This is a genomic window from Bacillus sp. PK6-026 (assembly GCF_054161455.1).
This window is the reverse complement of sequence record NZ_CP096418.1, coordinates 3,736,406-3,756,361: the sequence shown is the minus strand read 5'-3', so window position 1 is coordinate 3,756,361 and position 19,956 is coordinate 3,736,406. Positions and strand designations below refer to the sequence as shown.

The following is a 19,956-nucleotide window of genomic DNA, read 5'->3' as shown; positions in this document are numbered from 1 at the left end:
CATGCGGGTAACCCAAGGGATGATCGCAAAAAACTCTTTGCGCTACATCAATTCAAGCTATGGAAAGCTGGATAAGCTTCAATCCCAGATTTCGTCAGGAAAAAAGATTTCAAAGGCGTCCGATGATCCCGTCGTCGCAATGAAAAGCCTGAAGTACAATACGCAATTGTCCCAGGTTAAACAATATCAAAGCAATGCCTCCCAAGCTTTTACATGGCTTGAAAACACGGAAACGAACATTACAGAAGGCATTGATATCATGGGGAAAATCAGGGAGCTGACCGTTAAGGCTCAAAACAGTACAAACGGCGAAGAAGAACTAAATGCGATCGGAGTCGAAATCGGCCAGCTGAAAGACCAGCTGATTCAGATCGCCAATACGCAGGTCAACGGCCGCTACCTCTTTAACGGTACGAACTCTGACGTCGCTCCGATCACAAAAAACGCCGACGGTACTTACACATACAATTTTGAAAACTATACAAGCAGCTCTGACGTCAACATCAATGTTTCGCCAAACGCAACCTTAAATGTAAACTCAAATCCGATTTCGGCTTTCGGCGGGCAGTCAGGCAGCGGACAAAATGTGTTTGAAATGATTGAGTCTCTCGAGAACGCCTTAAAAGCGGGAACAATGGAAGGGATGGAAAACGCCCTCTCAGACATTGACCAGTTTTCCAATCAGATGAGCAATGAGCGGTCTGATATTGGAGCGCGCTACAATCGGCTCGAATTGATCAATTCACGGCTGAGCGAACAGGAAGAGACGGCGACAAAAGTTTTGTCAGACAACGAAGATGTTGAGCTTGAAGAAATCATTACTGAATTTATTACACAGCAATCGGTTCACAGAGCTGCACTTGCCGTAAACGCGAAAATCGTTCAGCCGACACTGGTTGACTTTTTAAGATAAAAGCGACTCTATCCGAGTTGCTTTTTTTCAGCAAAAGGAGGATATCATAATGGAGATGCCGAGGCTGATCATGCAAAATATCCCGGGCCGCATCGGTTTAACAACAACGCCGCCGGATTTGAAAATGGAACAGCCGCGCGCCGACTTGAAAATCGAGCAGCCGCCGGCTGAACTGGAGATTACAACTACCCCTTCGAAGCTCACGATTGACCAGACTAAAGCATGGGAAGACTTAGAAAGAAAGCATATCTTTAAAAGGATTGAAGAAGGGGCGCAGCAAGGCTATCAGGATTGGCTTGCCGGAATGGCTCGGACCGCTGAAGAAGGGGACGAGATGATGCGGATTGAAATCGAAGGCAATCCGCTTGCAGACCAGGCGAGACGAATCAGCGAGCCTGAACCGATTCAAATCGGCGTTCATTTTACGCCGTCATTTGACAGGGTGAAGATCGCATATGAACCGGCTAAAGTGAACATTGAAGCGACGCCGCGCAAGCCTATCATCGAAGCAACGCCGAATAAACCGGTTGTTAACTATACGCCAGGCAGTGTGAAGGTTGACATGCTCCAATATCCGGAGGTAAAAATAGATGTGGAATACCCAAAACAAAAGTAATTTAGCAAAGGATCGTGAATGATGATCATCAAAACGAAGTATCACGGAGAAACACAAATTCAAGAAGATCAGACGATCATGTTTAAAAACGGCCTGCCCGGATTTACAGGCGAAAAGAAATTTGTCATTCTGCCGCTGTCCGAGGATTCGCCGTTTGTCGTCCTTCAGTCGGTGCAGTCGGAAGAGCTTGCATTCATTGTCGCCAGTCCGTTCGTCTTTTTCAAAGATTATGGCTTTGATCTTGATGAAACGACGGTTGAACTTCTTCAAATCGAATCTGCCGAAGACGTTGAAGTGATGTCGATTTTAACGATCGAAGAGCCGTTCGAGAAATCAACGGCCAATTTGATGGCGCCGATTGTCGTAAACCGCAGAAAAATGCTTGCCAAACAAGTGATTTTGCATGACTCTTCTTATCAGACTAAGCAGCCGATAGGAGGGGAAGCATGCTAGTTTTATCCCGCAAGCTCAATGAAGCGATTCAAATCGGAGACGATATCGAAGTGAAGATCATATCCGTTGACGGAGATCAGGTGAAAATCGGCATTGACGCGCCGAAGCATATCGAAATTCACCGCAAGGAAATCTATTTGGCGATCCAGGAAGAAAACAGCCGGGCCGCTTCCATCTCAAACGATTTGCTTGCGAAATTGTCCTCACAAAAAAAGTGAGGATTTTTTTATTTTTGCTATAAACAAATCAAAGGGAGTTCCGATATATAGTATGTAGCAGGAAGGACAGCCTGAATGCTCCAAAATATGCACATGGACGTGCAATCAAACACATTTCAAGGAGGAAATACACAATGAGAATCAACCACAACATTGCAGCGCTTAACACGCTGAACCGTCTGTCTTCAAACAACAGCGCAAGCCAAAAGAACATGGAGAAGCTTTCTTCAGGTCTTCGCATCAACCGTGCCGGAGATGACGCAGCAGGTCTTGCAATCTCTGAAAAAATGAGAGGACAAATCCGCGGATTAGAAATGGCTTCTAAAAACGCTCAAGACGGTATCTCTCTTATCCAAACAGCTGAAGGTGCATTGACTGAAACTCATGCGATCCTTCAACGTATGCGTGAACTTACTGTTCAAGCAGGAAACACAGGTACTCAAGATAAAGCAACAGATTTGCAGGCTATTCAAGATGAAATTTCTGCTTTGACAGAAGAAATTGACGGCATTTCTAATCGTACGGAGTTCAACGGCAAGAAATTGCTGGACGGCACTTTCAAAGATACTGGTGATCCAGCAACTACAAAAAGCCTAATCTTCCAAATTGGTGCAAACGCAACTCAACAAATTGGAGTAACTATTGAGGATATGGGTGCAGATGCTCTGGGAGTTAAAGATGCTACTGGAGCTATTGTAACTGGTCAATCAGTGAAGGATATTGATGTAACTAAATTTGCTGACACTGCCGCTAGCGCAGCTGGTGGTTTTGATGAACAATTAAAAATCGTTAACGATGCAATCAACCAAGTATCTACTCAACGTGCAAAACTTGGTGCAGTTCAAAACCGTTTAGAGCACACAATCAACAACCTTGGTGCTTCTTCAGAGAACTTGACAGCTGCTGAGTCTCGTATCCGTGACGTAGACATGGCGAAAGAAATGAGCGAGTTCACGAAGAACAACATTCTTTCTCAAGCTTCTCAAGCGATGCTTGCTCAAGCGAACCAACAGCCGCAAAACGTTCTTCAGTTGCTTCGTTAATTGCTTAAAAAAGATCTTGGCTTTTGCCAAGGTCTTTTTTTTATTGCAACATCAACTAAGATCCTTTTTTGTAAGGTTAGAAAAGAGACACTCAATCATCTTTAGAGTGTCTCAATATAGAATGTCTATTAATTAGAGAATTCGCTAATAATAAGTGTTCTTGTACCACTTAGTGCAGAATTCTTACCTTTTATGTAGTAGAGGTTAACTGGATCGGTATAAACTGTTTGAATTTCTTGTTGTAGCGAGTAATCTACACTGGAAGAGGCAACTAATTTATTTCTTCCATCTGGAGTAATTTCGTAAAGTGAACAAGTACCACCGCCTAAACGTGTTGCATTATAAAATCTGCACCGGAAATTACCCTCCCCAACGCCATGAAAAATATCAGCGCTTTGGCGAACTTCACCAGGGTATACAGCTACTCGAGCCAAAACTGCTGCCTTCGAAGACGAGTAAAAACTAAATGACAATACAAAGGCTAGTGCCAGCGACACAAATATTTTTTTCATGAACAAATCCCCTTTCTTGTAGATATTGTCAGTTCAATTATAACATTATAATAAATAACAAATTTGAATATTTATTGAAAGATATTTTCGTATCCAAAAGGATTTTATAATGGCTATAATAAGGAAGTTCTATCATGGTCTTACTCTTAAAATATACTGTGAGTGGCTAGTTTCTATCTACCTTGATTAATTTTTTTCCATAAAGATGTTTAATCTCATTCTCCCTTAGCCGATATAAGTTTTAGATCATAGCATAGGGGATGGTAAAAATTGTCGATCAATAGATTGTCATCTTTAGAACCCATTATTGATGCTTACAAAACGCAGATGATGAATAAACAGTCTGAAGCTGTAGAACGCCCGCAGCAGACGGACGCTGCAGAATTTACATTTGCTCAGCTTGAGAAAACCGTACAAGGCGCAAACAACCTTTTAGAGCCGTCGCAAGTCCACCTTCAGTTTGTGCTTCATGAAAAACTGGGAGAGTATTATGTGAAAGTCGTGGACAATCGGACAGAGGAAGTCGTCCGTGAGATCCCGCCAAAAGAGTGGCTCGATTTTTATGCGGCGATGGCGGAGTTCATGGGATTAATTGTCGATAAAACTACATAGAACAGGAGTGTTAGATGATATGGCGATCAGAATATCAGGTTTAGCTTCAGGGATGGATGTAGACGATATTGTCAGCAAATTAATGAAAACGGAGCGCGTCCCGCTCGATAAGCTCACACAAAAGAAACAGACTTTGGAATGGCAGCGTGACAGTTATCGTGAAATCAATACGAAAATCAAAGGCTTGCAGGAATCAATCAACCTTATGCTCCGTCCCAGCACGTACGGCGCGAAAAAGGTGATAAGCTCTAACGAGTCGGCTGTTACGGCAACAGGTACCACGAATGCGGCATCAGGCACGATTCAAATCAACAAGCTGGCAACCGCCGCCACCTATAAGACTTCTAGCCTTTCAGGGTATACAGGGAGCGATCAAACGTTAACTTTCCAAGTGACAGCTCCTGGAGAAACGACTGCAAAAAAAGTTGAAATCAGCGTCAGCAGCACGGATACGCTGGATGACATCGTTTCCAAAGTCAATAAATCAAATTTGGGCGTAACCGCTATGAAAGAAAAGATTTATAACGGTTCTGAATACGTAGAAACGATCGCTTTCACATCAAAAGCAACCGGCGCAGGGGGCAGCATCCAGGCAGCTGATGATGCGACGGCGAGCTTTATGTCCAATCAGCTCGGTTTTGCGCTTGACGCAGACAACAAGCTGACAGCTAGTCAGGCAGGTCAAAATGCCGAAGTTGTCATCAACGGATTGCAGATTGAGAAGACAACGAACAACTTTACCGTTAATAATGTGACATATCAGCTAAAGAATACGACAAACAGCCCCGTTTCGATAGATGTATCTACTGATGTGGACGGTATATACGAAAAGATTAAAGATTTTGTTACACAGTACAATGAACTGATCGATATGGCCAACGGCAAGCTCACGGAAAAGAAATACCGCGACTATACACCGCTGACAGAAGAACAGAAAAAAGATATGACGGAAAAGCAAATTGAGCTGTGGGAAGAAAAAGCGAAAAGCGGACTGTTAAGGGGTGACACGATTTTAAGCGGTGCCACCAACCAAATGCGTACTGATTTTTATTCAAATGTTTCTGTAAACGGTGAATCGCTGCAGCTTACTCAGTTTGGAATTACGACATCGAGCGTTTACAGTCAGCGCGGTCATTTAGAGATAAATGAAAAAAAACTGAAAGAAAAGATCGCAGAAGATCCCGACAGTGTGGCTAATCTCTTTATGGCGGGAACGAGCAGCACTGAAAACTATAATGAAAAAGGCATCATGAGACGCCTTCAGACAGTTTTGACCGATACGAAAAAGCAGATTGAGGATAAAGCCGGAAATTCAGCAATGACAAACAATCAATTTACAATCGGGAAAAACTTGAATACAGTTGAATCTGACATTTCGTCAATGAACGCCCGCCTGAAACAAGTCGAAAATCGCTATTACACAAAATTCACGGCGATGGAAAAAGCGATTCAAAAAGCGAACGAACAATCGACATACTTATTACAAATGCTTGGACAATAATATTGTGGAGGATCAAGAATGGCTTTAAACAACCCGTATGCAGCTTATCAGCAAAATTCAATCAACACGGCGACCCCTGGAGAATTGACGCTTATGCTATTTGATGGCTGCCTTAAATTTATGAAGCTGGCGAAACAGGCGATTGAACAAGAGGATATGGAAACGAAAAATACGAACCTTGTTAAAGCTCAAAAGATTATTCAGGAGCTCAATATCACTCTTGACCGGAAAGTCGAATTGGCCGCATCAATGGGGGCAATGTACGAGTATATCCACCGTCGCCTGGTTGAAGCCAACATTCGCAATGACAAAGATATCGTGACGGAAGTCGAAGGGTATGTTAAAGATTTACGCGATGCCTGGAAGCAAGCGCTTCAAATCGAACGGCAGGGCCGGTTCGGATCGGGCGGGCTGGCATAATGGAAAAGATTGAGCTGCTGTACAGCGAAACAAAACTTATGCTCGCTCAAATAAAAGACGCCCCGGAAAGTGATGAGCTGGTTCAGGCAATTGAAGCTTTTCTTGAAAAACGCGATGGCTTGATCAAGGAGATCAAGCCGCCTCTTTCTGAGACAGAAAAGCAGCAGCTGCGGCAAGTGACGGATATGGAGCCATTGCTCATGGCCGAACTAAAAAGGCTGCAGCAGGCTGTCAAACATGAGCTGCTTCAGGCGAAGCAGAAGCGAGCCATGCATCATTCCTATATCAATCCGTACGCCAACATGACGATTGACGGCACATATTATGACAAGCGCAAATAGGTGATCGCTTTGACAAGCACCGACGATTACATGCTCTTAACGACTTATTATCAGCTTTTGTTTACGATTGAAGAGGGGTTTTGCTATTTAATAGAGGCGAATCAAGATTTGGCGAAGACAGAAGGAGAGCGGATTTTTAACGATCTAATCTATGCTTTTTTTCAGTTGGATTCGTCGCACGCTGTATTGCTGTCGATTTTGGAGACAAGCTGTGCCAAATCTTCGATTCGTTTTTTTGACAGAGTCTTCCGTGAGTTTGACAGTCTGATTTATTACAATTATCCGTCTGCTGAATTTCAGCATGACTTAACCCATCATTTTTTACCGCTTTATCGGGAATGGATGAAAACGATCCACCAATGCATGAGACCTTACGTTATCCATTGACGGCATACACCTGACAGGTGTATGCCATATTTTTTTAAAAGCAAAAATGGCGTTCTGATTTTATTCGCATGTGAATATATTTAAGATTTAATAAAGGGGTTCAAATGACAGGAGACAATCTTCGTCAAAATTCACGGATTTTTCACATAATTTTTACGTTTATGCAGGAATTCAGCAGGGAAAAGACGAAATGTATTTACATATCCTTAATATAAAGGAGGCGTTCTTTTGATGGAGTACAACGTCAGAGGAGAAAACATTGAGGTAACACCAGCGTTAAGAGAACACGTCGAGAAGAAAATTGGAAAGCTTGAGCGTTATTTTGAAAATAACGTTGATGCGATTGTTCACGTCAACTTGAAATTCTACAACGATCAGGAATCTAAGGTGGAAGTGACAATTCCAATGACAGACCTCTCTCTCCGTGCGGAAGTTCACCACGAAGATATGTACAATGCAATCGATCTCGCAACGAACAAACTGGAACGTCAAATTCGCAAGCACAAAACAAAAGTGAACCGGAAATTCCGCGAAAAAGGTTCTCCGAAGTATGTTTTTGCCGAAGAAAACGGCATCGGAACGGCCGTGCAGGATGACACTGAGGATGAACAGCCGCAGGTTGTCCGTCAAAAGCGCTTTAATTTAAAACCGATGGATAATGAAGAAGCGATTTTACAAATGAATATGCTTGGACACAGCTTCTTTGTATTCACGAACGCCGAAACCAATCTGACCAATGTGGTCTACCGAAGAAACGACGGAAAATACGGTTTGATCGAACCGAACGAATAAATATATCAAGTCCCCTCCCGGATCTTCCGCAGAGGGGATTTTTTCCGTTTCCCCGCGGTAAATTGTTTGGAAATGACAAAAGGTATGATATGATATTGCATATATAAAAATTACTGTTTACTCATACTTAAACAAGGAAAATAAAGAGGAGCGTTATTCTATGCTTGGAATTTTAAATAAAGTGTTTGATCCGACAAAACGCACGCTCAGCCGTTATGAAAAGAAAGCGAACGAGATTGATGCGCTCAAGGCAGATATAGAGAGGCTTTCAGACGAAGCTTTGAAACAAAAGACAATCGAGTTCAAAGAGCGCCTTGAAAAAGGCGAAACAGTTGACGACCTTTTGACTGAAGCGTTTGCCGTTGTCAGGGAAGCTTCCCGGCGCGTGACAGGCATGTTCCCGTTTAAGGTTCAGCTGATGGGAGGCGTTGCCCTTCATGAAGGGAATATCGCCGAAATGAAAACGGGGGAAGGTAAAACGCTGACGTCCACAATGCCCGTTTATTTGAACGCTTTGTCAGGGAAAGGCGTTCACATCGTGACGGTCAACGAATACCTGGCGAGCCGCGATGCTGAAGAGATGGGAAAAATCTATGAATTTCTCGGGCTGACAGTCGGCTTAAACCTGAACAGCCTTTCAAAAGACGAGAAGCGTGAAGCCTATGCAGCCGATATTACGTACTCTACGAATAATGAGCTTGGCTTTGACTACTTGCGCGACAACATGGTGCTTTATAAAGAGCAGATGGTTCAGCGTCCGCTTCATTTTGCAGTCATCGATGAAGTCGACTCGATTTTGATCGATGAAGCAAGAACGCCGCTCATCATTTCTGGACAAGCGGCCAAATCCACAAAGCTGTACGTTCAGGCCAATGCGTTTGTCCGCACGTTAAAAGTGGATCAGGACTACACATACGATGTGAAAACAAAAGGCGTTCAGCTGACTGAAGAAGGGATGACAAAAGCCGAAAAGGCATTTGGCATCGAAAACTTGTTTGATGTCCGCCATGTTGCCTTAAACCATCATATTGCCCAGGCGCTTAAAGCCCATGCGGCGATGCATAAAGACGTCGATTACGTCGTCGAAGACGGCCAGGTCGTTATCGTCGACTCTTTCACAGGCCGTCTGATGAAAGGCCGCCGCTACAGCGACGGGCTCCACCAGGCCATTGAAGCGAAGGAAGGACTTGAGATCCAAAATGAGAGCATGACGCTCGCGACGATCACCTTCCAGAACTATTTCCGCATGTATGAAAAATTGGCAGGGATGACGGGTACGGCAAAAACGGAAGAAGAAGAATTCCGCAACATCTACAACATGCAGGTTGTAACGATTCCGACCAACAAGCCGATCGCCCGTGATGACCGCCCGGATTTAATTTACCGGACCATGGAAGGAAAATTTAAAGCTGTTGCAGAGGATGTCGCCCAGCGCTATATGGTCGGTCAGCCGGTTCTTGTCGGTACGGTTGCGGTTGAAACATCTGAATTGATTTCAAAGCTGCTTAAAAATAAAGGCATTCCGCATCAGGTGTTAAACGCGAAAAACCACGAGCGGGAAGCCCAGATTATCGAAGATGCCGGGCAAAAAGGCGCGGTCACCATCGCGACCAACATGGCGGGACGTGGTACGGACATCAAGCTTGGCGAAGGCGTAAAAGAGCTTGGCGGACTGGCCGTTATCGGTACAGAGCGCCATGAATCACGGCGGATTGACAACCAGCTGCGCGGACGTTCAGGCCGTCAGGGGGACCCTGGTATCACCCAATTTTATCTTTCCATGGAAGATGAATTAATGAAACGCTTCGGTGCAGAACGGACGATGGCGATGCTTGACCGCTTCGGAATGGACGATTCGACGCCGATTCAGAGCAAGATGGTTTCAAGAGCGGTCGAATCTTCACAGAAGCGTGTGGAAGGCAACAACTTTGATGCCCGTAAGCAGCTTCTGCAATACGATGACGTGCTCCGCCAGCAGCGTGAGGTCATCTATAAACAGCGCTTTGAGGTCATCGATTCCGACAACCTCCGCTCCATCGTCGAAAATATGATTAAAGCTTCACTTGAGAGGGCTGTTGCTTCATACACGCCAAAGGAAGATCTGCCTGAAGAGTGGAATCTTGAAGGCCTTGTCGAGCTTGTAAATGCGAATTTCCTTGATGAGGGCGGAGTGGAGAAAAGCGACATTTTCGGAAAAGAGCCTGAGGAGATTACAGAGCTCATTTATGACAGGATCAAGACGAAATACGATGAGAAAGAAGAGCGGTACGGCTCTGAACAAATGCGCGAATTTGAGAAAGTCATCGTTCTCCGCGAAGTGGATACGAAATGGATGGATCACATCGATGCGATGGATCAGCTGCGTCAAGGAATTCATCTGCGCGCTTACGCTCAGACAAACCCGCTTCGCGAGTATCAAATGGAAGGCTTTGCAATGTTTGAAAACATGATCGCGGCCATCGAAGATGATGTAGCCAAATTCGTCATGAAGGCTGAAATTGAAAACAACCTTGAGCGCGAAGAGGTCATTCAAGGACAGACGACAGCCCATCAGCCGAAAGAAGGCGATGAGGAAAAACAAGCGAAGAAAAAACCGGTCCGCAAAGCGGTGGATATCGGACGCAATGATCCTTGCTACTGCGGGAGCGGAAAAAAATATAAAAACTGCTGCGGAAGAACAGAATAAAAAGAGGTGCACGCCTCTTTTTATTTTGAACAGGCTGAAATCTATGATGAGGTGAAAGAATAATGGAATTGGCAGAAATCAGACAGGAACTTGAAAATATGGCTACTCGATTAGCGGACTTCAGGGGGTCTCTTTGACCTCGAAACAAAGGAAGCAAGAATCAGCGAATTAGACGAGCAGATGGCTGACCCTGACTTTTGGGGAGATCAGCAGAAAGCGCAGACGATCATTAATGAAGCGAATGCGTTAAAAGATTATGTCAACACGTATAACAAGTTGAGCGAATCTCATGAAGAACTGCAAATGACACACGATCTTTTAAAAGAAGATCCTGACCAAGACCTGCAAAATGAACTGGTCAGCGAGCTGAAAAGCTTAACAAAGCAATTTAACGAATTTGAGCTGCAGCTATTGTTAAGCGAGCCGTATGATAAAAACAATGCGATTCTTGAGCTTCACCCGGGAGCCGGCGGCACCGAATCACAGGATTGGGGTTCAATGCTTCTCAGAATGTACACCAGGTGGGCAGAGCGCCGAGGATTTAAGGTGGAAACCCTTGATTACCTCCCAGGGGATGAAGCAGGAATCAAGTCTGTCACTCTCCTGATCAAAGGACACAATGCCTACGGCTATTTAAAAGCCGAGAAAGGCGTACACAGGCTCGTCAGAATTTCTCCGTTCGACTCATCAGGGCGCAGGCACACGTCGTTTGTGTCTTGTGATGTCATGCCTGAATTCAACGAAGAAATCGACATTGAGATCCGTACGGAAGATATTAAAGTCGATACGTACAGGGCAAGCGGCGCCGGCGGGCAGCACGTCAATACGACAGACTCCGCCGTCAGGATCACCCACCTGCCGACAGGCGTCATCGTCACTTGCCAAACGGAGCGCTCACAAATTAAAAACCGCGAACGTGCCATGAAAATGCTGAAGTCGAAGCTGTATCAGCGCAGAATCGAAGAGCAGCAGGCACAGCTTGACGAAATTCGCGGCGAACAAAAAGAAATCGGCTGGGGAAGCCAGATCCGCTCATACGTTTTCCATCCGTATTCCCTAGTGAAGGATCATAGAACGAACACGGAAATGGGGAACGTGCAGGCGGTTATGGACGGAGACATTGACTCTTTCATCGACGCATATTTGCGTTCAAAGCTTTCCTAAATTGGAGAAAGACACATCCATATTGTGAGATGTGTCTTTTTTTTGCGGGTAAATCCGCCTGGATATGTTCAGCCTAAGCCGTAAGAAGCTTTGTCCCTCTGCCGCTTTATCCGATTAATACGTTATTTGGCTGTTATTTACTTACAATAAGCTAAATGCTATACTCTCGATTGGTAACGAATCGTGCGGAGGATGACAGATATGAATATGGATAAAACGAGACATCAATTGTTTGCGGTGTTGCGTGACTACGGCTATATCCTGTTTGGATCAGCTGTCGTCGCTATGACATTTAATATGTTTCTGCTTCCCAACCGGATTGCAGCCGGCGGAGTCAGCGGTATCAGCACCATTTTGCAATCATTCGGCTTTGAAGCTGCCTATGTGCAATGGGCATTTAATATTCCTTTATTTATTGCCGGGATTCTCATACTCGGAGGAAAATTCGGCATTAAAACGCTTGTTGGGTCTGTTTTTCTCCCCTTTATCGTATATATGACACGGGACATTGCTCCGGCGACAGAGAATCCGCTCTTAGCCGCCATTTTCGGCGGTGTCGGCATCGGAGTTGGTATCGGGATGGTCTTTCTCGGAAGGGGTTCTACAGGCGGGACTGCGCTGGCTGCGCAAATCATTCATAAGTACACCGGGCTTTCGCAAGGCAAATGTTTGGCGCTGATCGACGGAACGATCGTCCTGTCGGCGATGTTTGTTTTTAACATCGAACAGGGACTGTATGCTATGCTTGGTGTTTATATATCAAGCAAAACCATCGATGTTATTCAGGTCGGGCTGAACCGTTCCAAAATGGCGATGATCATTACCAACCGGGAAGAGGAAGTTCGACATGCGGTACTGAATAAAATTGACAGAGGGATTACGAAAATATCAGCGGTCGGAGGCTATACAGATGATGAGCGGCCCATTTTGATGTGCGTGGTCGGCCAGACCGAGTTCACAAAGCTGAAACAACTTGTGAAACACATTGATGAGTCTGCATTTGTCATTGCGATGGATGCTTCAGAGGTGCTTGGCGAGGGTTTTAAACGCGCGTAATCGAGGTTATAATAAAGGTTGACTTGTTAAAGGAGCTGACTTAAAAAAATGAAAATGAAGCTGTTTACTCTGTTTATGGCTGTTTCTTTTGTGCTGGCTGCCTGCGGGGGCAATAACAATGAAAGCAAAGAGAAAAACACAGGCGGGCAAGCAACTGCAACGGACGGGGAAGAGATTTACCAGCAAAACTGCACAGGCTGCCATGGTAAGGATTTGTCCGGCGGTTCCGCCCCGAGCTTGAAAGAAGTTGGCGGCAAGTATAAGGAAAGCGAAATTAAAGACATTGTAGTCAACGGCCGCGGCGGAATGCCTGGCAATCTTGTAGACGAAAAAGAAGCTGAAGCGGTCGCGAAGTGGCTTTCAGAGAAAAAATAAGAATGCCTTGCCGGTCAGGAGGCGAAGAGAACCTTCTTCACATTCGGGTGAAAAAGGTTCTTTTTTTGTTGAAAAGGCCTTTATGCCTATTAAAGAACGAAGAAAAACAAGTTCTTTTATCTCAGAAAAGACCCAAAGTACAAATTTTTTGTCTGATTTTGCGTTTTTCCTATAACTTATGTCGGCATTGAAACAAAACTGTAATATCATTTTGTCTAATCTTGACGTATAATGGGTGTTGTTGAAAAAGGGCTTGGATCAATACCATTTACCGTGAATTTAGCAGGACACAAAACGACATGTCCTTTCGAAGAGTATGACCGTATAAACATAGAAGATTAGGTGATTACATGATCGAAATAAAAGATGTATATAAGACTTATTCCAACGGGGTCTCGGCGCTGAACGGAATAAGCATCTCTATATATCCCGGGGAATTTGTTTATGTTGTAGGACCGAGCGGAGCAGGAAAATCAACCTTCATTAAAATGATTTACCGCGAAGAAAAGCCTTCCAAAGGGAAGATTGTCATAAACAATAAAAATTTGGCGCAGCTCAAAGAAAAAGAGATTCCTTTTATCAGAAGGAAAATCGGCGTTGTATTCCAGGACTTTAAACTGCTGCCAAAGCTGACGGTGTTTGAAAATGTTGCATTTGCTTTAGAGGTCATCGGGGAGCGTCCAGAGGTGATCAGAAAAAAAGTGCTTGAAGTGCTTGATCTTGTCCAGCTGAAGCACAAAGCAAGGCAATTCCCTGATCAGCTGTCCGGGGGAGAACAGCAACGGGTTTCAATTGCACGGTCAATCGTCAACGACCCTGATGTCGTGATCGCTGACGAGCCGACGGGAAACCTTGACCCTGAGACGTCTTGGGAAATCATGAAGACGCTCGAGGAGATCAACAACCGCGGAACAACAGTCGTTATGGCGACTCATAACAAAGAAATCGTAAACACCATGAAGAAACGGGTCATCGCAATCGAAGACGGGGTCATTGTGCGTGATGAAGCTAGAGGGGAGTATGGTTCTTATGATTAGAACTCTCGGACGGCATTTGCGCGAGAGCTTAAAATCTCTCGGGAGAAACGCGTGGATGACTTTCGCATCCATCAGTGCTGTAACAGTTACACTTATCTTGGTCGGCGTGTTCATGGTCATCATGCTGAACGTATACAATATGACATTAAAAGCCGAACAGGAAGTCGAAGTCAAAGTGCTTGTTGACTTGACGGCCAACCAGGACCAAAAAAATACATTGGAAAAAGAAATAAAAAAAATACCGGAAATCAGCAGTGTCAAATATTCATCTAAAGATGAAGAGCTGAAAAACCTGAAAGACAGCTTTGGGGAAGACGGGAAATTCTTTGCAATGTTCGAGCAGGAAAACCCGCTGAACGATGCATTTGTCGTAAAAACAAAAGACCCTCAAGACACACCGAAAGCTGCCAAGAAGCTTGAGAAGCTGACCAACGTCTATAAGGTGACATACGGGCAGGAGCAGGTAGACCGCCTGTTTAAAATCAGCGGTGTCACCAAAGTAATCGGGATTGCATTGGTTGTCGGCCTGCTGTTTACGGCGATGTTTTTAATCTCTAATACGATCAAAATCACGATTTTTGCAAGACGCAAAGAAATCGAGATTATGAAACTTGTAGGCGCGACAAACTGGTTCATTCGCTGGCCGTTCTTCATTGAAGGTCTGCTCTTAGGTGTATGCGGTTCTATCATTCCGATCGCTATTTTGCTCGGAACGTATCATCATGCCGTTCAGTGGATCGCTCCGAAAGTTCAGGGCACATTCATACAGCTCTTGCCGTACAATCCGTTCGTCTTCCAAATTTCAGCGATCCTTGTGCTGATCGGAGCCGTTATCGGTGTATGGGGAAGCTTGATGTCGATTCGCAAATTCTTAAAAGTTTAAACCGGCCCTCTCGCCGGTTGTATCATGTTTAAAGCTGGGATGCCTGCAAAGCGCCGGGCTCCCTTGATTCTGAAGGCAAGGAGGAACCAAGGTTGAAAAGAAAGCTTATGACGCTGGGGCTGACCGCTGTGCTCGGATCGTCGGCAGTGCTGATCCCCCTAAAAAGCAACCATGCTTTAGCTTATGAAGACTTGGAGAAAAAAAAGAGCGACGTTCAAAGCAAAAAATCTGAAAACGAGTCAAAACTCGAAAAAAAGAAACAGGAGCTTTCAAAGCTTGAATCAAAAGAAGCAGGCCTGAAAAGCGAGATCGAGAAAATCGACCGTCAGATGACGAACACGAATGAAAAGCTGGAAAAGAAAAACGAAGAAATCGACCAAACAAAGAAAAGCATTGAAGAGCTGAAAAAGCAAATCAAAAAGCTTAAAGAAAAGATTGAGAAACGCAATAAAATATTGAAAGACCGGGTTCGCTCCATGCAGGAAAACGGCGGTTCCGTTCAATACATAGATGTGCTTCTCGGCTCGAAAAGCTTTGGGGATTTCATCAGCCGTGCGGGTGCGGTTTCGACAATTGTCGAAGCTGATAAAGACCTGATGGAAGAGCAAAAGCGCGATCTTCAGCTTGTTGAGGAAAAGGAGACAAAGCTGAGCAAGGATCTTGAAAGCCTTGAAAAAGCGCTCAAAGACCTGGAAGATTTAAAAAAGACGCTCGACAAGCAGCAAAAAGAGAAAGCAAACGTCATGAAAAAAGTGAAGCAAGATAAAGATCATGCGCATGAAGAACTTGGTTCACTCGAAAATGAAGCAGAAATTTTAAAGCGTCAGGATGAAGCGATCAAAGCTGAAGAGGCGCATCGGAAAAAGCAGGAAGCTGAAGCGAGCCGCCGGGCTTCAAGCGGCCAATCGGAAGCCTCTTCTTCTAAACCGTCGGCACCAAGCAGCTCGGGCTTTATCCGTCCTGCTTCCGGCACATTTACTTCCGGGTTCGGAAATCGTTCGCTCGGGAATCACTTCGGCGTAGATATCGCCAAGCGCGGTTCAGGTGTTCCGATTCATGCGGCAGCCGCCGGAACGGTCTATAACGCCCATTACTCGTCCAGCTACGGCAATGTTGTGTTTATTACCCATAATATCAACGGGCAAACATATCAGACGGTCTACGCTCACATGTCTTCGATTAAAGTGCAGACAGGCCAGCGTGTTGAACAGGGACAAGTGATCGGAACGATGGGAAATACAGGCCAATCCTACGGGCAGCATCTTCACTTTGAAATTCATAAAGGCCTTTGGAACAACGCGAAATCCAATGCTGTTGACCCGGCCAATTATATACCGCTTTAAAAATGAAAGCCGATTCGTCCGGAAATGGACCGAATCGGCTTTTTGTTATTCAAATTGAGATGCTTCAAAATTTGTTCTTGTCAGAAAATAACACAAGGTATAGAATGAAAGTGACATCTGTCGACAGTCGACTATTTGAATAGGGGATGATCTAATGAAAGTATTCAACATTGCCAGCATACCCGGTGACGGAGTAGGAAAAGAAGTCGTACCTGCTGCACAGCGAGTTTTGAAAGCGGTTTCTGATGTTCACGGAGGACTCTCATTTCGGTTTACGGAGTTTCCATACAGCTGCGAGTATTATTTGGAACACGGGGAAATGATGCCCGATGACGGTATGGAGCAGCTGAAAGAGTTCGACAGCATCTTCCTTGGAGCGGTAGGAAACAGCAAGCTTGTCCCCGACCATATTTCCCTATGGGGGCTGCTCATTAAAATCCGCCGCGAATTTGAACAGGTCATCAATGTTAGACCTGCGAAATATTTGCAAGGAATCAAGTCTCCGCTGGCCAATCCAAAAGATTTCGATCTTCTTGTCGTCAGGGAAAACAGTGAAGGGGAATACAGCTCGATCGGAGGCAGAATCTTCAGAGATGAAGATGAAATCGCCATCCAAAATGCCGTTTTTTCAAGAAAAGGGGCGGAGAGGGCGATGCGCTTTGCATTTGAGTTGGCGGCTAAACGGAAAAAGCATGTCACAAGCGCAACAAAATCGAACGGAATCGTATATTCAATGCCTTTTTGGGATGAAGTCTTTGCGAACACGGCAAAAGACTACCCTGGCATTACCGCTGATTCGCAGCACATTGACGCGCTGTCGGCCTTTTTTGTAACGAAGCCGGAGAAGCTTGACGTCATTGTTGCCAGCAACTTATTCGGTGATATTTTGACCGATATCGGGGCGGCGATTATGGGGAGTATAGGCGTGGCGCCGGCCGCCAATATCAATGTAAACGGCAAATATCCGTCCATGTTTGAGCCTGTGCACGGCTCTGCCCCGGATATTATCGGCAAAGGAATTGCAAACCCGATCGGCCAAATTTGGACGGCTAAAATGATGCTTGATCATTTTGGAGAAGAAGAACTCGGTGCCAGATTGCTTGACGTGATCGAAGGCGTTCTAAAAAGCGGTTACTTGACGCCTGATATCGGCGGTTCAAGTACGACGGATGAAGTGACAGAAGAAATCATCAAGCGTGTGAAGACTATATAAGCAAAAGCTGCCGGCAATCCGGCAGTTTTTTTGCTGTGAATGGAAAATCGATTACATGATACGGGCGGTTTTTGCGCATAATACTTCAAGCAACAAAACATAGTGCAGGCAGAAGAGGAGGTATAGGATGAATCAGAAGATTGCACGGCTCATCATTGCGCTCAGCCTGTTATGCGGCTTGGTAACAGGCGCCGGTCCGATTCCGTTTCATGATGCCATTCCAAAAGCATCAGCGGCTGCCGCCAGAAACGAATTGGAGAAAATTGAGAAAGCATATGACCTGATTTCAAATGAATATGTAGAGCAGGTCGACAGGGAAAAGCTGTTGGAAGGAGCCATACAGGGCATGCTTTCAACATTGAATGACCCATACTCGGTTTATATGGATAAACAGACGGCAAAGCGGTTTTCAGATTCCCTTGATTCCTCTTTTGAAGGAATCGGCGCAGAAATCGGAATGGAAGACAGGAAAATCATTATCGTTTCTCCTTTTAAACAGTCTCCGGCAGAGAAAGCCGGGTTAAAGCCGAACGATGAAATCATCAGTATCGACGGCGATTCCATGGCCGGAATGGATTTGAATGACGCCGTATTAAAGATCAGGGGCAAAAAGGGATCGACGGTTACGCTGAAAGTTCATCGGCCCGGCATGAAAGATCAGCTGACATTTACAATTAAGCGCGATGAAATTCCGCTGGAAACGGTATTTGCTTCCATTAAAAAAATACAGGACAAACCTGTCGGCTATATCGCAATATCTTCCTTTTCCGAACATACGGCAAAAGATTTTACTGCTGAACTGAAAAAGCTTGAGAAAAAGGGAATAAAAGGGCTCGTTTTGGATGTAAGAGGCAATCCGGGCGGATACTTGCAAAGCGTTGAAGACATTTTAAAACATTTTGTGACAAAAGATCATCCATATATACAAATCGCCGAAAGAAACGGAAATAAAAAACAATACTTCTCAAAATTAAAAGAGAAAAAACCATATCCTGTGAGCGTGATTACGGACAAGGGCAGCGCTTCAGCGTCGGAAATTCTTGCAGGTGCATTAAAAGAAGCCGAGGGTTACGACGTGGTGGGCGATCCTTCCTTTGGAAAGGGAACCGTCCAGCAAGCGGTTCCGATGGGAGATGGAAGCAATATTAAGCTGACGCTGTATAAATGGCTGACGCCTAAAGGGAATTGGATCCATAAGCAGGGAATTCAGCCGACCGTTCCAGTCGCCCAGCCTGCATATTTCTCGGTGGGGCCTGTACAGCTGAAGGAGCCTCTCAAGCCGGATATGAACAACAATGAAATTAAGCGGGCACAGCACCTGCTGAAAGGACTCGGGTTTGTCCCCGGCCGGGAAGACGGCTATTACAGTGAAGGCACAAAAAAAGCCGTCATGGCGTTTCAGGCTGAAAACAAGCTGAAACAAACGGGCATCATTGACCAAAAAACGGCAAATACAATGAACCTGCGGATTGAAGAGAAAAAGATGAAAGAAAAGAACGATCTTCAGCTGCAAACCGCATTAAAAGTGCTGTTTAACAAAAAGTGAGGACACAGGATGTCCTCACTTTTTTTATTCTCAGAAAATAAATTCTCAATCTTTTTACCTAAAATTTTTGTTTTTTCATAAAAAAAACATTCATAATGAATAGAATTGACCCGATAACATAAGTGTATGGGAGACTTTATAAGGATGTAAAGATGCAGTAAAAATGTAACTTTTGCAAGTTGTATAACTAAGGAAAACTTTTTAAAATAGAACCAAAGCTTTTTCAAGAATTATAATGTGTGCATTTTTTTTGCGGAGAATGTTAGCGCGGTTTGCGTTCTTCGTCTCTGTTGGTGGAGTCGTCTGACGCTTGCGCTTTTCTTATATATAAATAATAAATGGGGGTACACGATTGAAAAGGGCAAGTATTGTGAGAGAGAAAAAATACTATGAATTAGTGGAGCAGTTAAAAGTTCGATCACAAGACGTTACGTTTTCCGCTACAAAGGCAGTAGGGTTGCTTATGCTGTTCAGCAGATACCTCGTAAACTACACTTCGGTCGAAAGTGTGGAGGATATCAATGAGGATTGCGCGGAACTTTATTTCAACTACTTGATGGACAACCACAAGCGGCTCGGCATCAATCTGACCGATATCAAGCGGTCAATGCAGCTGATAGGAGATATTCTAGATGTCGAAGTCAATCATTACCTGAAAGACTTTTCTTTGTCGAATGTGACGCTTTGGATGAGCCAGGAGAAATAAACCTCACGTTTACCATACCCAAGCATTTTATTATTTGTTAGAATAATAATAAAATGCACCAGCTTGTCTAAAGGTGCCAGCATTTGTCGTCACGAATGCGCTTAAAAAGCACCGGCGTTAAAGCATCATGACGAAAGTT

Annotated in this window: 22 protein-coding genes; 21 read left to right on the top strand and 1 reads right to left on the bottom strand. The window is 44.6% G+C overall.

From position 1 onward, the window contains the following. Position 1 precedes the first annotated feature (1 nt). The 5 genes from flgL to hag all read left to right on the top strand — a co-directional run bounded on the left by flgL (position 2) and on the right by hag (position 3,243). Positions 2 to 913 (top strand): flagellar hook-associated protein FlgL, encoded by a 912-nt coding sequence (gene flgL, locus M1D59_RS19200; protein WP_020453110.1) that lies wholly within the window; start codon positions 2 to 4, stop codon positions 911 to 913. 49 nt (positions 914 to 962) lie between these two features. Then, positions 963 to 1,529, top strand: a complete 567-nt coding sequence (locus M1D59_RS19195; RefSeq protein WP_224146361.1) for a DUF6470 family protein — start codon at positions 963 to 965, stop codon at positions 1,527 to 1,529. A gap of 21 nt (positions 1,530 to 1,550) precedes the next feature. Further along, positions 1,551 to 1,982 carry a flagellar assembly protein FliW gene (gene fliW / locus M1D59_RS19190; protein WP_458117606.1) on the top strand — a complete coding sequence of 144 codons (432 nt, stop codon included), beginning with the start codon at positions 1,551 to 1,553 and terminating at the stop codon, positions 1,980 to 1,982. After that, positions 1,976 to 2,200 (top strand): carbon storage regulator CsrA, encoded by a 225-nt coding sequence (gene csrA, locus M1D59_RS19185; protein ID WP_003185697.1) that lies wholly within the window; start codon positions 1,976 to 1,978, stop codon positions 2,198 to 2,200. Before fliW ends, csrA begins: the two co-directional genes overlap by 7 nt. Positions 2,201 to 2,334: 134 nt before the next feature. Continuing rightward, entirely contained in the window at positions 2,335 to 3,243 is a 909-nt protein-coding gene (hag, locus tag M1D59_RS19180; RefSeq protein ID WP_458117605.1) for a flagellin Hag, read from the top strand. A 128-nt stretch (positions 3,244 to 3,371) separates the two neighbouring features. Here hag and M1D59_RS19175 read toward each other — a convergent pair whose 3' ends face one another. Further along, on the bottom strand, positions 3,372 to 3,755 hold the full coding sequence (locus tag M1D59_RS19175) for a hypothetical protein (protein WP_144497826.1): 384 nt from the start codon (positions 3,753 to 3,755) through the stop codon (positions 3,372 to 3,374). A 270-nt stretch (positions 3,756 to 4,025) separates the two neighbouring features. Here M1D59_RS19175 and flaG point away from each other — a divergent pair, with 270 nt between their 5' ends. The 16 genes from flaG to swrA all read left to right on the top strand — a co-directional run bounded on the left by flaG (position 4,026) and on the right by swrA (position 19,817). Continuing rightward, positions 4,026 to 4,367, top strand: a complete 342-nt coding sequence (flaG, locus tag M1D59_RS19170; RefSeq protein WP_023856383.1) for a flagellar protein FlaG — start codon at positions 4,026 to 4,028, stop codon at positions 4,365 to 4,367. A gap of 19 nt (positions 4,368 to 4,386) precedes the next feature. Then, entirely contained in the window at positions 4,387 to 5,868 is a 1,482-nt protein-coding gene (locus tag M1D59_RS19165) for a flagellar hook-associated protein 2 (protein ID WP_023856382.1), read from the top strand. An 18-nt stretch (positions 5,869 to 5,886) separates the two neighbouring features. Then, positions 5,887 to 6,288 (top strand): flagellar export chaperone FliS, encoded by a 402-nt coding sequence (fliS, locus tag M1D59_RS19160; protein ID WP_020453103.1) that lies wholly within the window; start codon positions 5,887 to 5,889, stop codon positions 6,286 to 6,288. Beyond that, positions 6,288 to 6,629, top strand: coding sequence for a flagellar protein FliT (locus M1D59_RS19155; protein ID WP_095292083.1), 342 nt, complete (start codon positions 6,288 to 6,290; stop codon positions 6,627 to 6,629). Before fliS ends, M1D59_RS19155 begins: the two co-directional genes overlap by 1 nt. Before the next feature lie 9 nt (positions 6,630 to 6,638). Further along, on the top strand, positions 6,639 to 7,016 hold the full coding sequence (locus M1D59_RS19150; protein WP_020453101.1) for a hypothetical protein: 378 nt from the start codon (positions 6,639 to 6,641) through the stop codon (positions 7,014 to 7,016). Positions 7,017 to 7,247: 231 nt separating this feature from the next. Beyond that, positions 7,248 to 7,808 (top strand): ribosome hibernation-promoting factor, HPF/YfiA family, encoded by a 561-nt coding sequence (gene hpf, locus M1D59_RS19145; RefSeq protein WP_025810706.1) that lies wholly within the window; start codon positions 7,248 to 7,250, stop codon positions 7,806 to 7,808. A 160-nt stretch (positions 7,809 to 7,968) separates the two neighbouring features. Then, positions 7,969 to 10,494 carry a preprotein translocase subunit SecA gene (gene secA, locus M1D59_RS19140; protein WP_020453099.1) on the top strand — a complete coding sequence of 842 codons (2,526 nt, stop codon included), beginning with the start codon at positions 7,969 to 7,971 and terminating at the stop codon, positions 10,492 to 10,494. Between the two features lie 62 nt (positions 10,495 to 10,556). Continuing rightward, a protein-coding gene (prfB, locus tag M1D59_RS19135) for a peptide chain release factor 2 (RefSeq protein WP_096748347.1) occupies positions 10,557 to 11,658 on the top strand; the annotation gives its coding sequence in 2 pieces (ribosomal slippage) (positions 10,557 to 10,628 and positions 10,630 to 11,658; 1,101 coding nt in all). 201 nt (positions 11,659 to 11,859) lie between these two features. Next, positions 11,860 to 12,714, top strand: a complete 855-nt coding sequence (locus M1D59_RS19130; protein WP_020453097.1) for a YitT family protein — start codon at positions 11,860 to 11,862, stop codon at positions 12,712 to 12,714. A 48-nt stretch (positions 12,715 to 12,762) separates the two neighbouring features. Then, on the top strand, positions 12,763 to 13,089 hold the full coding sequence (gene cccB, locus M1D59_RS19125; RefSeq protein WP_020453096.1) for a cytochrome c551: 327 nt from the start codon (positions 12,763 to 12,765) through the stop codon (positions 13,087 to 13,089). Positions 13,090 to 13,439: 350 nt separating this feature from the next. Beyond that, a complete protein-coding gene (gene ftsE, locus M1D59_RS19120) occupies positions 13,440 to 14,126 on the top strand; it encodes a cell division ATP-binding protein FtsE (protein ID WP_003185670.1) in 687 nt (228 codons plus the stop codon). Next, positions 14,119 to 15,009 (top strand): permease-like cell division protein FtsX, encoded by an 891-nt coding sequence (gene ftsX / locus M1D59_RS19115; protein ID WP_026580168.1) that lies wholly within the window; start codon positions 14,119 to 14,121, stop codon positions 15,007 to 15,009. The genes ftsE and ftsX overlap by 8 nt, the downstream gene beginning before the upstream one ends. 92 nt (positions 15,010 to 15,101) lie before the next feature. After that, the gene (locus M1D59_RS19110) at positions 15,102 to 16,352 is read left to right on the top strand and encodes a murein hydrolase activator EnvC family protein (RefSeq protein ID WP_035337775.1); all 1,251 of its coding nucleotides are present in this window, start codon (positions 15,102 to 15,104) and stop codon (positions 16,350 to 16,352) included. 154 nt (positions 16,353 to 16,506) lie between these two features. After that, positions 16,507 to 17,565, top strand: coding sequence for a tartrate dehydrogenase (locus M1D59_RS19105; protein ID WP_458117604.1), 1,059 nt, complete (start codon positions 16,507 to 16,509; stop codon positions 17,563 to 17,565). A 127-nt stretch (positions 17,566 to 17,692) separates the two neighbouring features. Next, the gene (ctpB, locus tag M1D59_RS19100) at positions 17,693 to 19,111 is read left to right on the top strand and encodes a carboxy-terminal processing protease CtpB (protein ID WP_224146363.1); all 1,419 of its coding nucleotides are present in this window, start codon (positions 17,693 to 17,695) and stop codon (positions 19,109 to 19,111) included. Between the two features lie 352 nt (positions 19,112 to 19,463). Then, positions 19,464 to 19,817, top strand: coding sequence for a swarming motility protein SwrAA (gene swrA, locus M1D59_RS19095; RefSeq protein WP_003185659.1), 354 nt, complete (start codon positions 19,464 to 19,466; stop codon positions 19,815 to 19,817). Positions 19,818 to 19,956: the final 139 nt, after the last annotated feature.

Bases quoted from the DNA above. Each gene is read 5' to 3' on its own strand.
- flgL (WP_020453110.1), top strand. From the start codon at position 2: ATGCGGGTAACCCAAGGGATGATCGCAAAAAACTCTTTGCGCTACATC.
- M1D59_RS19195 (WP_224146361.1), top strand. From the start codon at position 963: ATGGAGATGCCGAGGCTGATCATGCAAAATATCCCGGGCCGCATCGGT.
- fliW (WP_458117606.1), top strand. From the start codon at position 1,551: ATGATCATCAAAACGAAGTATCACGGAGAAACACAAATTCAAGAAGAT.
- csrA (WP_003185697.1), top strand. From the start codon at position 1,976: ATGCTAGTTTTATCCCGCAAGCTCAATGAAGCGATTCAAATCGGAGAC.
- hag (WP_458117605.1), top strand. From the start codon at position 2,335: ATGAGAATCAACCACAACATTGCAGCGCTTAACACGCTGAACCGTCTG.
- M1D59_RS19175 (WP_144497826.1), bottom strand. From the start codon at position 3,755: ATGAAAAAAATATTTGTGTCGCTGGCACTAGCCTTTGTATTGTCATTT.
- M1D59_RS19165 (WP_023856382.1), top strand. From the start codon at position 4,387: ATGGCGATCAGAATATCAGGTTTAGCTTCAGGGATGGATGTAGACGAT.
- fliS (WP_020453103.1), top strand. From the start codon at position 5,887: ATGGCTTTAAACAACCCGTATGCAGCTTATCAGCAAAATTCAATCAAC.
- M1D59_RS19155 (WP_095292083.1), top strand. From the start codon at position 6,288: ATGGAAAAGATTGAGCTGCTGTACAGCGAAACAAAACTTATGCTCGCT.
- hpf (WP_025810706.1), top strand. From the start codon at position 7,248: ATGGAGTACAACGTCAGAGGAGAAAACATTGAGGTAACACCAGCGTTA.
- secA (WP_020453099.1), top strand. From the start codon at position 7,969: ATGCTTGGAATTTTAAATAAAGTGTTTGATCCGACAAAACGCACGCTC.
- M1D59_RS19130 (WP_020453097.1), top strand. From the start codon at position 11,860: ATGAATATGGATAAAACGAGACATCAATTGTTTGCGGTGTTGCGTGAC.
- cccB (WP_020453096.1), top strand. From the start codon at position 12,763: ATGAAAATGAAGCTGTTTACTCTGTTTATGGCTGTTTCTTTTGTGCTG.
- ftsE (WP_003185670.1), top strand. From the start codon at position 13,440: ATGATCGAAATAAAAGATGTATATAAGACTTATTCCAACGGGGTCTCG.
- ftsX (WP_026580168.1), top strand. From the start codon at position 14,119: ATGATTAGAACTCTCGGACGGCATTTGCGCGAGAGCTTAAAATCTCTC.
- M1D59_RS19105 (WP_458117604.1), top strand. From the start codon at position 16,507: ATGAAAGTATTCAACATTGCCAGCATACCCGGTGACGGAGTAGGAAAA.
- ctpB (WP_224146363.1), top strand. From the start codon at position 17,693: ATGAATCAGAAGATTGCACGGCTCATCATTGCGCTCAGCCTGTTATGC.